A 12,898-nucleotide genomic window follows, 5' to 3' on the forward strand; every position below is an offset into this window, starting at 1 on the left:
CGCCGCTCAGAGCGTCTCGTGCAGCTCGGCCAGCGAAAGCGTCGTCTGGAAGAGGCGCGCGAGGCTGCGGCTCGCGAATTGATCGACGTCCGCGGGACTGACCCAGCGATACGCATCCATTTCGGGGATCATCGTGCCATCGCTATAGCGCGGAAAGTACGACTCGCACACGCAGTTCTCGAGCTGCACCTCGGCTTCGGACACGCGCACCGCGAACAGATGCAGATCCTTGTCGCGGCGATAGACGAAGCGGCCGAGATCCTTCAGCCGCTCGGCGGGCAGCACGATGCCCGTCTCTTCGACGAGCTCGCGCAGCGCGGCCTCGCGCGGACTCTCGCCAGGGTCGGCCGCGCCCTTGGGCACGTCCCAGTGCGTGGTTTCGGTCGCGTGACACAGCAGCACGTCGCCCTGCCCGTTCAGGATGACCACGCCGCACGACACGGTGCGGGCGGTCATCGATTGCTCGCTCCGGTCATCACTGTTTCTTGAGCTTCCATTTGCCGTCGCTCTGCTTGCACGCAGTCGGCATCCAGGTCTGCGTCTGCCCTTTCGCAATCGCGACGAGCGTGACCTTGCGGCACTTGAGTCCGTCCGATTCGAAGGTTTCCTGCGGCGTCACCGTACCGTTGATCGGCACCGTGTTGCCCGTGCCCTTGTTGTCCCATTCGAGCGACTCGCCGTCCTTCTTCGTATTGAGTGCGATCTGCGCGGCGTTGTTGAGCGCCTGCAGGTCGCGCTGCTTCATGTACGTGATCGGCGTGTTGTTCAGGAAGCCGAGATTGGCGGAGGATGCAGTCGCGCTCACGGCGACGAGCGCGGCTGCGGCGATCGTCCGGATAGCGGCATGAGAGAGCGCTCGATCTCGAATCGGCATGAAGATTCTCCTCGTTGCGATGGGGTCTCGCCGACGACCGCGCGCCGGTCATCGGTGCGAACGAGGATAGCATGATGCGCGGGCCGCGCCGCGCCCCGTGTCAGTTTTGCGCGGCCTTCATTTCATTGATGCCGGTGCCTTTTTGCGCGTCCTTGTCCTTCGACGGATCGTAGCCGTCGGTGAGCGTGCCGAGGAACGCGACGACATCCCTGATCTCGGCTTCGTCCATCGCGGGCCTGTCACCCTTCTTGCGATCGAACGGCGGCTCGGTGTTGACGTTCTCCCAGTACTTCTTCGGCAGATCGTCGAACTTCTGGACGGCGCCGTTCTTCGACACCGGATAGAACTTCTCGGGATTCGTATCGCGCTCGACATAGAAGCGCACGACGTCTTCGAGACGATGATAGATGCCGTTGTGGAAGAAGGTCTTGCGCGTGGCCACGTTGCGCAGCGACGGCGTGCGGAAGATGCCGCAATACTCGTCCATGCCTTTCAGATCGCGGCGCTCGGGACCGCATGCGCCGAGATCGTGAAAGTTCGGGTCATGGTTGATCGGCAGCGCGCGGTTGCGCGGCACGCCGATCGCGATCAGGCCGAAGTCGCTGAACTGCGGCGGCGAGCCGTCCTTCGCGCGCTGGCTGATGTGGCACGACGCGCAGTTGCCCTTGCTTTCGTCGTTGAAGAGCTGCAGGCCGTGCATCTCGGCGTCGTTGAGCTTCGCGCGGCCCGCGAGGAACGCGTCGTATTTGCTCGTGTACGGGTAGAACTTCTCGGGCGATTGCTCGAACGCTTCGAGCGATTCGAGCACCGAGGCGAACGCCTTGTCGTCGCTAGCGAAGACATCGGCGCCGTAGGCCTTGCGAAAATCGTCGGCATAGGGCGACGCCTTCACGGCCGCGACGACTTTCGCAGGCGTGCTGCCCATCTCGAACGACGACAGGATCGGGATGCGCGCCTGATCCGAACCGCGATCGACGCGCCCGTCCCACGTGAGACCGCCCGTCGGGCCGGCATCGACGCTTTCGTCGCCTTCATCGTCGGAATCGTGGAAGTGGCGCGTGAATGCCGGCACCGATTGCAGATACTTCAGCGACGGCACCGCGCGAAAGCCCGGCCGGTGCATGTCGTTGCCGCCCAGTTGAACGGAGAGCGCGTTCGGCGGCCCGAACGCATGGCTCGGGCTGTGGCACGACGCGCACGCGAGCTTGCCGGAACCGGATAACGATGGATCGAAGAACAGCTTCTCGCCGAGCACCGTGATCTGCCGGACGTGCGCGAACACTTCCGCGCGCCATTGCCCATGCGGCGCGGGAGCGCCTGCGGGCGGAGTGACGTTCGACGCGTTGGACACGTTCGACGCGTTCTGCCCCGCCGCATGGGAATCGCAGCCGCTCATCGCCACGGACAACGCGGCAAGCGTGAAAGAGCAGAGAACGAACGGCAGACGCATCGAAGACATGGACGTGGCGCATCGGAATCGAAAGATGCCGAAGCGTATGTCAGACGCGTGTCTTCCATGTGACAGCAGCCGATGCTTTCAGATCGGCTCGCGCGATCCGAAGTTTATTAAGCAAACATTACGCAAACGAAAGCGTTATTACACGCTTGCGTCAACTTGCGTTGCGACACTGCGCACGCCGGCGATCAAAGGCTCATTCGACGATGACTCCGCGCCGTGCGCCGGTCCCCAACACAAGAGAGATCCTCAATGAACAAGAAACTCGTTTGCGCGGTGCTGCTCGCGGCCACTGCCGCATTCGGCCTCTACGCATGCGGTGGCGACGACCATCACGACAGCAGCGATATTTCCTCGGTGAAGAACGTCGTCGTGATCTACGCGGAAAACCGCAGCTTCGACAATCTGTACGGGCATTTCCCCGGCGCGAACGGACTGCAGAACGTGACGGCGGCAAGCGCGCAGCAGCTCGACCGCGACGGCAGCGTGCTGCCGACCTTGCCGACGATCTGGACCGGCCTGACGGCGACGGGCGTGACGCCGGCGATCACCGCGGCGATGACGACGAACATGCCGAACGCGCCGTTCGCGATCGACGATCCGAAGGGCTTCAACATCCAGCTCAACGTCACCACGCGCGATCTGTATCACCGCTTTTACGAGAACCAGATGCAGATCGACGGCGGCAAGAACGACAAGTTCGCCGCATGGGGCGATTCGGGCGCGCTCGTGATGGGCCACTACGACACGCCGCCGGACAAGCTGCCGCTCTACAAGATCGCGCAGCAATACACGCTCGCGGACAACTTCTTCATGGGCGCGTTCGGCGGTTCGTTCCTGAATCACCAATGGCTCGTCTGCGCGTGCACGCCGGTCTACCCGAACGCGGACAAGAGCGTCGCGTCCGGTTCGATATCGGCCGTCAATGCCGATGGCGTGTCGCTCAAGCTCAAGACCAATCCGCCGCCTTCGGCGCTCACCGGTTCCGCCGATGCGCAGTTCGTGAATTCGGGCACGCTCACGCCCGACTTCTACGCGGTCAACACGATGCAGCCGCCGTATCAGCCGAGCGGCAACCCGGCGCCCGCCGGCGTCGATCCGGCGCTCGGCGATGCGACCAAGGCCAACACGCTGCCGCCGCAGACGCAGCAGCACATCGGCGATCTGCTCAACAGCGCGGGCGTGAGCTGGGCGTGGTACGGCGGCTCGTGGGGCGCGGCGCTGGCGAACCGCTCGGTCATCAACGGCGCGGTCAACGTGGTGCCCGACTTCCAGACGCACCATCAGCCGTTCAACTACTTCGCCGACCTCGCGCCGGGCACGGCCAATCGCGCGCAGCATCTGCTCGACGGCGGCACGAACGGCTCGGAGTTCATCAAGGCGATCGATGCCGGCACGCTGCCGCAAGTCGCGTTCTACAAGCCGCAGGGCAACCTGAACGAGCACGCGGGCTATACCGACGTCGCGCAAGGCGATCAGCACATCGCCGATCTGATCTCGCATCTGCAGAAGAGCCCGCAGTGGAACAACATGGTCGTCGTCGTGACCTACGATGAAAACGGCGGCTTCTGGGATCACGTCGCGCCGCCGAAGGGCGACCGCTGGGGTCCGGGCACGCGTATTCCTGCGCTCATCATTTCGCCTTACGCGAAGAAGGGCTTCGTCGATCACACGCAATACGACACGACGTCGATCCTTCGCTTCATCACGAAGCGCTTCAACCTGCCGTCGCTGCCGGGCCTGACGGCGCGCGACGCCGCGCTGGTGTCGAACGGCGCGCAGAAGATGGGCGATCTGACCAACGCGCTCGACTTCTCGCAGTAAGCATCACGCAGACGTTGCCATGAAACGGGCCGCGGTTCATCGAACCGCGGCCCGTTTCTTTTGCCGATGTTCACGCGTGCGCGAAGAGCGTCGCGAGATCGTTGGTGCGCGCCTCGCCCGCCTGCGCGAGCACGCGCGCTTCGAGTTCGTCGATATGCGTGCGCATCGCCGTGAGCGCGGCGGGCAGCTTGCCGTTTTCGAGCGCATCGACGAGCCGGCCATGTTCATCCGATGAACAGTTCGACAGCTTCGACGGATCGAAGAGCGCCTTGTACAGCTCGGTCTTCGCGACCAGTTTCGCGAGGAACGCCTGCACGTCCGGTGCGCCCGCTAGCTGCGCGAGCAGCACATGAAAGTCACCTGCGAGACGCACGCACTCGGCCACGTTCCCCGACTTCAATGCGCGCTGTTCGGCCTTCACGTGGGCACGCAGCGCGCGCAGCGCCCGCGCGTTCAGCGCGCCGCACAACGACGCGACGATGCCCGCCTCCACCACTTGCCGCGCGCGATACGCCTCGCGGATATCGGCGGGCGTCGGCGACGGTACGAACGCGCCGCGATTCGCCTCCAGCGTGAGCTTGCCTTCCGCGCCGAGCCGCGCGAGCACCTTGCGGATCGTGCCGCGCGTGCAGTCGAACGCGGCGGCGAGCTCCCGTTCGACGAGCTGCGCGCCGGGCGCGAGCTTGCCCTGCAGGAGCGCCGACGCGATGGCCGCGTAGACGCGCTCGTCAGCGGAAATATCGTTCGATGATGTGCCGATGCGCGATGCCATGATGCCCGCCGTGTTGCGATGAACCGCATTGTAGCGAGCCCGCGCGAATCCGGTCTATTCGCGCGGGCGAATATCTGGTTGACCAAATATCTATAAAATGGTCAACCAAAACGTCGCGCGCCAGGAGGATCGCATCGCATGAAAACATCCAACTTCGCGTGGCTCGCAGTGATCGTCGCCATTGGACTGAATCTGCGGCCGCTGCTCACCTCGATCAGCCCGCTGATGGGCGTGATCCTGCACGCGACGGGCTTGTCGTTTCGCGGCGCGTCGATGCTGACCGGCCTGCCCGTCGTCGCGATGGGTTTGTGCGCGTTCGGCGCGAGCGCGCTGTCACGCTCGATGGGCAATGCGCGCGGCGTCGCGCTCGGGCTGATCGCGATCGTCGCGGCGTGCGCGGCGCGGCTCGTCGCCGGGAACGCCGCGGCGCTCATCGCGAGCGCGGCGGTCGCAGGCACGGGCGTCGCGGTCATTCAGGCGCTGTTGCCCGGCGTGATGAAGACGCGCTTCGCCGCGCGCCTGCCCTTCGCGATGGGCCTCTATTCCGCGTCGATCATGGCGGGCGGCGGGCTCGGCGCGAGCATCACGCCGGCGCTCGCGTCGCACGTGTCGTGGCAGGCGGGGCTCGCGTTCTGGGCCATGCCCGCGCTCGTCGCGCTCGCGTTATGGATGCTTCTGATGCGCGCCGATGCGCCGCCGCGCGCCGTATCGGCACGTGACGCGCAACCTGCGCCTTCGCTCTTTCGCAATCGCCGCGCGTGGACGCTCGGCATTTTCTTCGGGCTCGTCAACGGCGGCTATACGAGCCTCGTCGCGTGGATGCCCGCGTATTACCAGCAACTCGGACGCGGCGTGACCGAGAGTGGCGCGCTGCTCGCGATGCTCACGGTGTTCCAGGCATCGTCCGCGCTGCTGCTGCCGATGGCGGCGGCGAAGTTCGGACGCGGCAAGGACCGCCGTCCGTGGATCGCGCTCGGGCTCGTGGCGCAGCTTGCGGGCTTCGCGCTTTTGCTCGCCGCGCCGCTGGCCTCGCCGCTCGCGGTCGTCGCGTTGCTCGGCGGCGGGCTCGGCGGCGTGTTTGCGCTCTCGCTCGTGCTGACGCTCGATCACGCCGACGATCCCGGCCTCGCCGCGCGCCTCGTCGCGTTCGTGCAGGGCGTGGGGTTCGTCATCGCGGCGCTGGCGCCGGTCGTCGCGGGCGTGGTGCGAGACGTGAGCGGCGGCTTTTCGATGTCGTGGATGATGCTTGCCGCGAGCCTCATCGCGATGATCGCGCTCAATGCCGTGTTCGGGCCGCGCAGTTACGCGCGTGCGATGCGCTCCGCCGTGTTCAGCGAACCGCGTGACACGCGAAGAACTCGTCGAGCAGATCGGTCATCTGCCACACGGGACACGGACGGCGCGAATGCCCGTCGTAGCCCGCTTCCTTGAGATGCGCGATCGGTTCTTCGGGCAGAAAACCGCTCATCGCGATGATGAGGCGGTTCGCGTCGTCGTCTGCATCGCGCAGCTCGCGCACGAGCGCGTAGTTGCCGCAGCCGCCGACGCGCGTATCGAGAAAGAGCACGTGCGGACGCCATGCCTCCACCGACTGCCTGACCGACGAGGCATCCACCGCGAGCCGCGCCGGAAAGCCCTTCAGCTCGAACAACGACACGAGCGATGCGCCGAGCATGCGCTCCGGCAGCGCCAGCAGCACGCGCCGCGAATCCGGTTGCAGGCGCGCTCGCTTGCGGTTCCATAACGAGCATTGCGCGGGGCTGGTTTCGTATGCTCGATTGTTCAAGTCATCCCTCTTGCGACGATGCGGCGCGCAAACTCACCGGCATGGCGCACCGCGCGCCACGATGACGCATCGGCGCACCGTCGATGGGCGGCACGCTTGCTTGTACGAGCTGGTTAATTTTTCCGATGCGTTGCGTGGCGCGGGATGCGCCGCATGGGAAACGCACGCGAGGAAAGGAATGGCAGGAAGCGGGCCAGGAACTCGATTCGTCCTGGCCGGTCGATGCTCGCGGCGTAGTTGCAGCGTGCGGAAAGCAGAAAGCAGAAAGCCCAGCCAAAAGACCGGGCTCGACGCGGGCTGACTGGCCCGCCCTACACGACTCGAACGTGTGACCTACGGCTTAGAAGGCCGTTGCTCTATCCAGCTGAGCTAAGGGCGGAGAACCTGAACGCGCGGCGAAAGCAAACTCGGAAAACAAAAGGCTAAAACGCCGCGCATCGAAGAAGACCGCGATTTTACCTCATTCGCCGCCGCCCTTGTCCCGGCTCGTCACACCGGTTGCGGATGCATCATGAACCAGCCGAGGAAGAAGATTCCCGCGATCACGCAATACACGCCGAACGACGCCAGCTTGCCGTGTCCCTCGAAGTAACGCATCAGGAAACGCACGCTCAAATACGCCGCGATGCCGGTCAGCACGCCGCCGAGCAGCGCATCCGCCAGTTGTCCCGGTGCATGAAAGAGCTTGGGCAATTCGAGCACGCCCGCCGCGAAGATGATCGGCGTGCCGAGCAGAAACGAGAACTCGGCGGCCGCCTCGGCAGTCAGTCCCGCGCCGACGCCCGCGATCATCGTCAGGCCGCTGCGCGAGAAGCCAGGAATCAGCGCGCCGATCTGCGCAAGGCCGACCAGAAACGCCTGCTTGAACGTGAGCTTTTCGGGCGCCCGCGTCACGCGGCTTCGTTGCAGGCGATCACCGAGCCACAGCAGCACGCCGTTGACGATCAACGCCGCCGCGACGATCCGCAGATCGTGAAAGATCGCTTCGAGCCGTTTTTCGAGCAGCAAGCCGACGATGCCCGTCGGAATCGTGCCGATGATGAGCGCCCACATCATGTGGCCGTCGTCGTTCTTGCGCCCGCCCAGCGACGCGAAGAAGCCGCGAATCAGCGCGATCCATCGGTCGCGGAAATACCAGAGCAGCGCGATGGCCGTGCCGAGATGCAGCGCGACGAGAAACGGCAGCAATTGCGGCGCATGCTTGTCGATATGCATGCCGATCAGGCCGGGAACGAGCAGCGTATGGCCGAGGCTGCTCACCGGAAAGAGTTCGGTCACGCCCTGGAGCACGCTTAAGAATACGAGAAACCACAGAGTCACGCGTCGGTCCTTTGTCGGGGAAGGTGAAGGACGCGCCGTGCAGTTCCATTCCTCGCGTCACGCGAAGCCGAAGGAGGCGGACAGGGAATTGCAACAGGAAGGATGAATCGATACGGCGCGCGAACGGGACCGATTATGCCGTCGGCTAAATCGGGCGCCAAGCGCTTACCGCACACAAATTGCGCCGACAGTCAACCGTCGGCAAAACGAATATCGATCGAAAGAATACTATAGGCAATACGAAAGAAATGCATACCGGCTCGCTTCGCGCCGCTGCGCATTCGCGGTTGCCCCGTCAGCCCTTCAACTGGTGCAGAAAGACCGCCGTGCTCGCGCCGAAGAGGGCGAACATCGCGACGCCCATTGCCATCGCCAGATCCATGGTTGCTCCTTGTCCGTCTGGTTTCCAACACAGGAAACATATAACAACATATTGCATACGCCTTGCTCAGTCGCAATTTCCCGCAAAGGGTTTTTCCCGACGTGATTCCAAGGCAGAATCGTCGGGTTCGAGCCGCGCCGCTCAAAAGCGCGCGCGGCGCCTCGCCATCCAACGGAGCGCCTGCCAACATGTCATCGCAAAACGACATCATCGAAATCGAGCGCGACGGCGCCGCCATTGTGCTCGCGCCGCACGCGGGCGGACGGCTCATGACCTGGCGCGTCGGCGGCGAGCCGGTCGTGCACTGGCCCGACGCGGCCGACTGGTCCAATCCCGCAAAAATCCGCGGCGGCAATCCGCTGCTCTTTCCGTTTCTCGGCCGGCATTTCGTCGATGGCGAAATCGGCAGATGGCGCGATCCCGAAGGCATCGTCCATGCGCTGCCGACGCACGGCTTCGCGCGCAATCTGCCCTTCTCCTCCACACGCGACGCCGACGGCCACGGTCTGCGCATGACGCTCGTCGACAGCGACGCCACGCGCGACGGCTATCCGTTCGCGTTCCGCTTCGAGGCGGCGTACCGCATCGTCGACGGCAACACGCTCGAAGTCGAACTGACGACGTCGAATCCCGGCGAAGTCGCGCTGCCTTACTACGCCGGGCATCACTTTTATTTTCATCTGCCGCACGGCCAGCGCGCGGCGAGCAGCGTCGAGCTGCCGCACACCGAGCGTCGCCGTCAACTCGCCGACGGCTCGATTACCGAGGCCGAGCCCGGCCTGCCGCGCTATTCGCTGGCCGATCCGGGCATCGTCGATACGTTTCATTGCCTCACGCGTCAAACCGACGAACCCGTGGTGCTGAAGCTGCCAGGCCTCGCGCGCACGATCAGCTTCGAACTGCAGCAGCCGGACTCGGTGCCTTGGTACGCGGTCACGACCTGGACCGAATCGGATACCTCGGACTTCTATTGCGTGGAGCCGTGGATCGGCCTGCCCGACGCCATTCACAACGGCCGCGGCCTGCGCTGGCTCGCGCCGGGCAAGACCGAGACGGCGTTGCTCAGGCTCGTCGTCGCGGCAGACGCGTGAGGCGGACGCCGTCTTTTGTCCGGGGAAACCCGAGACGGTAAAATCCTGCGTTTCGATTCGCCGCGCCGCCGTGCCCCGCACTGCGCGCGGCGGTGCTTCGCGAGGTCAGGTTTGCAAAAAAGAATTCGACGGCTCGTCTGCGCATCGCTCGTCGCAGTGCTGGCCGCTTGTGGGACGGGGCCGGTTGCGCCGGGTTTCTATCGCGTCGAGCGCGGCGACACGGTGTCGAAAATCGCGCGGGAGAATCGCACCACGGTCGCGAACGTCAAGCGCTGGAACGGGCTGGCGAATCCGGACGCCATCGAGGTCGGGCAGGTGCTGCGCATCGCGCCGCCGGCGGCCAGCGCGAGCGCCGCGGATACGTCGGGTGCGGCGGCGGCCGGCAGCGCGAAGGGCGATTCGAGCGCGCAGGCGCAGTCGCAAACCAGGGCGGGACCGGGCGTCACGCTCGTGTGGCCGGCGCAAGGCAGCGTCATTCGCGGCTTCGACGGCAAGAACTCGAAGGGCATCGACATCGCGAATGCGGCGGGCACGCCCGTCGTCGCTGCGGCGAGCGGCAATGTCGTCTACGCCGGCAATGGCCTGCGCGGCTACGGCAACATGCTCATCATCAAGCACGACGACGAGTATCTGACCGCCTATGCCCACAATCGCGCGCTGCTGGTGAAGGAAGGCCAGACCGTGCAGCAGGGCCAGCAAATCGCCGAAATGGGCGACACCGACAGCAATCGCACGATGCTGCATTTCGAAGTGCGCTACATGGGCCGCTCGACGGACCCGGCGCGCTATCTGCCGCCGCGCTGAATATCCGGCGGACGTTACGAGGAAGATCGATGAGATTGACGATGAGGATGAACACCGCCGCGCTCGGCGCGGCGTTTGCACTGAGCGCCGCCCTTTCCGGCTGCGCGAGCGGTCCGACGATGACCTATCTGCCATCGGGCGACACGGGCTTCGCGATCAACTGCAGCGGCGGTGATGCGAGCACGAGTTGGGCGGCCTGCTACAAGCAGGCGGGCGAGATGTGCGGCGCGTATGGCTACGACGTGATCTCGAAAGATGCCGACAACGGCGCGACCGCTGGCGGCACGGTCGGCGGCATTTTCGGCGCGAACATCAAGAACCGTTCGATGGTGATTCGCTGCAAGCAGTGACGACGCGCGCGGTCAGGCGTCGGCGGCATCGTTGCGGTTCGTCAGCGCGCGCCTGCGCCAATGGCCCGACACCGGATCGATATGCGCGGCGAACGCAATGAGCGCTGCCACGGCGAGCGGTGCGACGGCGGCAAAAATCCAGAGCAGATCCATAGCAGATACATTCGGATACAAGTTCAGCCGATGATAGCTGCCCGGCAATCTCTCCGCCCCGGTGAATCCTCTTAATCCGTGCGCCAGGTAGCATTTTCCGATTTGTCGGATGCCGCGCCCGAGACTCGCGTTACTGCGGTTTGGACGGATCGGTGATCATGGATGGCGGCGTCATGTCCGTCGGCACGCCTTTATAGTCGGGCGGGTCCTGCGGTTCGTGCCGATGATGAGCGGGCTCGGCGCAGGCGGCGAGCCCGAGCGCGAAGAAGACGGCGCAAACGGAGGCGGAAACGATACGCGGCATGTGACTCCCTGACGAGCGTAGAAATGACAAAGGGGCTACAAGCCAAGACTTGTAACCCCTTCGTGTATGGTGGTCGGAGCGAAAGGATTCGAACCTTCGACCCTCTGATCCCAAATCAGATGCGCTACCAGGCTGCGCTACGCTCCGACGAGCCGCAGATTGTAACGTGCCTCGCGCGCGTTCGCAATGCCGTATGCAGGCACGCATCTTTCTGGGTCACCCAAAGGCGAACTAACTACGGAGACGATCGATGGACCTCATTCTCTGGCGACACGCCGAAGCGGAAGATCAGGCGTCGAGCGATCTCGCGCGGCAACTCACGCCGCGCGGACGCAAGCAGGCGCAAGGCATCGCGAAGTGGCTGAAATCGCGCATCGACGATGATGCCGTACTGCTCGCCAGTCCCGCGACGCGCACGATCCAGACGGCCGAAGCCTTCGGCGACCGCTATCGCGTGATCGACGCGCTCGCGCCCGGCAACGGCGCGCAAGCCGTGCTCGATGCAGCCGGCTGGCCGGACGGCATCGCGCAGACAGTCGTTGTAATCGGGCATCAGCCGACGCTCGGCCGGGTCGCCGCGCTTCTCATGACCGGCCACGAAGCGGAATGGTCGATCAAGAAGTCGGGCATCTGGTGGCTCCAGTCGCGTACGCGCGCCGGCGACGGGCAAAGCGTGCTGCGCGCGGTCATCAATCCGGACCTGCTCCAGGCGTCGTAAGCTCGCGTTCATCCGGATGTCGTTTCATCGAAACGTCATTGCGATGCCATGCGAGCGTCACCCTGCATTACTACATTGGCGAGGACTTGAAGCCCAGCAACGTCCTGTCGAGGAACGCCAATGCAAGATTCGCCGACGCCTTTCCTGCAACTCGGAGCGTCATCGCTCTCGCTCGATTCGCGCCGCCGCCTTCCGCGCACGTCGGAAACGAATACAGGCCGCGAGCGCCTGCAAGTCGTGTGGGCGCGTGACGACGACGCCCTGCGCGACGCGCAACGTCTGCGCTACCGGGTGTTCTCCGAAGAAATGGGCGCGCGTCTGTCGGGCCCCGCGGGCCTCGACGTCGATGCCTTCGACGCCTATTGCGATCACCTGCTCGTACGCGATCTCGATACGCTGCAGGTCGTCGGCACGTATCGCGTGCTGCCGCCGCATCAGGCCGCGCGCATCGGACGTCTCTATGCCGAAAGCGAGTTCGACGTGTCGCGCCTCACGCATTTGCGGCCCAAGCTCGTCGAAGTGGGCCGCTCGTGCGTGCATCCGGACTATCGCAACGGCGCGGTCATCATGTCGCTGTGGGGCGGCCTCGCCGCGTACATGATGCAGAACGGCTACGAAACGATGCTCGGCTGCGCGAGCGTCGGCATGATCGACGGCGGGCATTACGCAGCGAACCTCTACACGTCGCTTGCCGCCGATGCGCTCACCGCGCCCGAATATCGCGCGTTCCCGCACACGCCGCTGCCCGTCGAGGAACTGGGCACGGGCGCGAACGTGAGCCCGCCGCCGCTCGTGAAGGGTTATCTTCGCCTCGGCGCGAAGATCTGCGGCGCGCCCGCATGGGATCCCGATTTCAACACCGCCGACTTCCTCACCCTCTTCCGCCTCTCCGACATCAACGCGCGTTACGCGCGGCATTTCATCGGCGACATGCCGGGACGCTGAAGTCCCTGGAAACGCACAAGGCCCCGATCGTCCGACGGGGCCTTGTCGTTAGTCGTTAGTCGTTAGTCGTTAGTCGTTAGTCGTTAGTCGTTAGTCGTTAGTCGTTAGTCGTTAGTCGT

Annotated in this window: 15 protein-coding genes and 2 tRNA genes; 7 read left to right on the top strand and 10 right to left on the bottom strand. The window is 64.7% G+C overall.

Annotated elements, in window-relative coordinates:
- Nucleotides 1-6: 6 nt before the first annotated feature.
- The 3 genes from AWB77_RS20240 to AWB77_RS20250 all read right to left on the bottom strand — a co-directional run bounded on the left by AWB77_RS20240 (nucleotide 7) and on the right by AWB77_RS20250 (nucleotide 2,333).
- On the bottom strand, nucleotides 7-456 hold the full coding sequence (locus tag AWB77_RS20240; RefSeq protein WP_061136234.1) for an NUDIX hydrolase: 450 nt from the start codon (nucleotides 454-456) through the stop codon (nucleotides 7-9).
- A 19-nt stretch (nucleotides 457-475) separates the two neighbouring features.
- Nucleotides 476-874, bottom strand: coding sequence for an RT0821/Lpp0805 family surface protein (locus tag AWB77_RS20245; RefSeq protein WP_061136235.1), 399 nt, complete (start codon nucleotides 872-874; stop codon nucleotides 476-478).
- Nucleotides 875-974: 100 nt separating this feature from the next.
- Nucleotides 975-2,333, bottom strand: coding sequence for a cytochrome-c peroxidase (locus AWB77_RS20250; RefSeq protein ID WP_061136236.1), 1,359 nt, complete (start codon nucleotides 2,331-2,333; stop codon nucleotides 975-977).
- Nucleotides 2,334-2,582: 249 nt separating this feature from the next.
- On the opposite strand from AWB77_RS20250, the gene AWB77_RS20255 reads away from it, so the two are divergent.
- Nucleotides 2,583-4,154, top strand: coding sequence for an acid phosphatase (locus tag AWB77_RS20255; RefSeq protein WP_061136237.1), 1,572 nt, complete (start codon nucleotides 2,583-2,585; stop codon nucleotides 4,152-4,154).
- A gap of 70 nt (nucleotides 4,155-4,224) precedes the next feature.
- Here the strand turns inward: AWB77_RS20255 and AWB77_RS20260 are convergent, their stop codons facing one another.
- Nucleotides 4,225-4,926 carry a GntR family transcriptional regulator gene (locus AWB77_RS20260; protein WP_061136238.1) on the bottom strand — a complete coding sequence of 234 codons (702 nt, stop codon included), beginning with the start codon at nucleotides 4,924-4,926 and terminating at the stop codon, nucleotides 4,225-4,227.
- Nucleotides 4,927-5,064: 138 nt separating this feature from the next.
- Between AWB77_RS20260 and AWB77_RS20265 the strand changes: the two genes are divergently transcribed.
- Nucleotides 5,065-6,357 carry a cyanate transporter gene (locus AWB77_RS20265; RefSeq protein WP_061136239.1) on the top strand — a complete coding sequence of 431 codons (1,293 nt, stop codon included), beginning with the start codon at nucleotides 5,065-5,067 and terminating at the stop codon, nucleotides 6,355-6,357.
- Here the strand turns inward: AWB77_RS20265 and AWB77_RS20270 are convergent.
- The 3 genes from AWB77_RS20270 to AWB77_RS20280 all read right to left on the bottom strand — a co-directional run bounded on the left by AWB77_RS20270 (nucleotide 6,257) and on the right by AWB77_RS20280 (nucleotide 8,032).
- Nucleotides 6,257-6,712 carry a response regulator gene (locus AWB77_RS20270; protein WP_061136240.1) on the bottom strand — a complete coding sequence of 152 codons (456 nt, stop codon included), beginning with the start codon at nucleotides 6,710-6,712 and terminating at the stop codon, nucleotides 6,257-6,259. The two genes, AWB77_RS20265 and AWB77_RS20270, sit on opposite strands and share 101 nt — an antisense overlap.
- Nucleotides 6,713-7,014: 302 nt before the next feature.
- Nucleotides 7,015-7,091: transfer RNA gene (locus tag AWB77_RS20275), tRNA-Arg, on the bottom strand.
- 110 nt (nucleotides 7,092-7,201) lie between these two features.
- A complete protein-coding gene (locus AWB77_RS20280) occupies nucleotides 7,202-8,032 on the bottom strand; it encodes an undecaprenyl-diphosphate phosphatase (RefSeq protein WP_061136241.1) in 831 nt (276 codons plus the stop codon).
- A 570-nt stretch (nucleotides 8,033-8,602) separates the two neighbouring features.
- Between AWB77_RS20280 and AWB77_RS20285 the strand changes: the two genes are divergently transcribed.
- From AWB77_RS20285 to AWB77_RS20295, 3 genes are all read left to right on the top strand, one after another.
- A complete protein-coding gene (locus AWB77_RS20285; protein WP_061136242.1) occupies nucleotides 8,603-9,505 on the top strand; it encodes an aldose epimerase family protein in 903 nt (300 codons plus the stop codon).
- Nucleotides 9,506-9,616: 111 nt separating this feature from the next.
- The gene (locus AWB77_RS20290) at nucleotides 9,617-10,309 is read left to right on the top strand and encodes a peptidoglycan DD-metalloendopeptidase family protein (RefSeq protein ID WP_061136243.1); all 693 of its coding nucleotides are present in this window, start codon (nucleotides 9,617-9,619) and stop codon (nucleotides 10,307-10,309) included.
- Nucleotides 10,310-10,356: 47 nt separating this feature from the next.
- On the top strand, nucleotides 10,357-10,659 hold the full coding sequence (locus AWB77_RS20295; RefSeq protein ID WP_244158587.1) for a hypothetical protein: 303 nt from the start codon (nucleotides 10,357-10,359) through the stop codon (nucleotides 10,657-10,659).
- Nucleotides 10,660-10,671: 12 nt separating this feature from the next.
- Here AWB77_RS20295 and AWB77_RS36425 read toward each other — a convergent pair whose 3' ends face one another.
- From AWB77_RS36425 to AWB77_RS20300, 3 genes are all read right to left on the bottom strand, one after another.
- Nucleotides 10,672-10,812: a hypothetical protein gene (locus AWB77_RS36425; RefSeq protein WP_167354159.1), complete on the bottom strand. Its 141-nt coding sequence runs from the start codon at nucleotides 10,810-10,812 to the stop codon at nucleotides 10,672-10,674.
- Nucleotides 10,813-10,942: 130 nt separating this feature from the next.
- Nucleotides 10,943-11,116, bottom strand: coding sequence for a hypothetical protein (locus tag AWB77_RS35900; protein ID WP_157694845.1), 174 nt, complete (start codon nucleotides 11,114-11,116; stop codon nucleotides 10,943-10,945).
- A gap of 70 nt (nucleotides 11,117-11,186) precedes the next feature.
- Nucleotides 11,187-11,263: transfer RNA gene (locus AWB77_RS20300), tRNA-Pro, on the bottom strand.
- Between the two features lie 103 nt (nucleotides 11,264-11,366).
- Here AWB77_RS20300 and AWB77_RS20305 point away from each other — a divergent pair.
- Both AWB77_RS20305 and AWB77_RS20310 read left to right on the top strand, forming a co-directional pair.
- The gene (locus AWB77_RS20305) at nucleotides 11,367-11,834 is read left to right on the top strand and encodes a SixA phosphatase family protein (RefSeq protein WP_061136245.1); all 468 of its coding nucleotides are present in this window, start codon (nucleotides 11,367-11,369) and stop codon (nucleotides 11,832-11,834) included.
- 120 nt (nucleotides 11,835-11,954) lie between these two features.
- Nucleotides 11,955-12,779, top strand: coding sequence for a GNAT family N-acetyltransferase (locus AWB77_RS20310; RefSeq protein WP_061136246.1), 825 nt, complete (start codon nucleotides 11,955-11,957; stop codon nucleotides 12,777-12,779).
- Nucleotides 12,780-12,898: the final 119 nt, after the last annotated feature.

This window comes from Caballeronia fortuita, from assembly GCF_001544835.2.
Lineage (GTDB): Bacteria > Pseudomonadota > Gammaproteobacteria > Burkholderiales > Burkholderiaceae > Caballeronia > Caballeronia fortuita.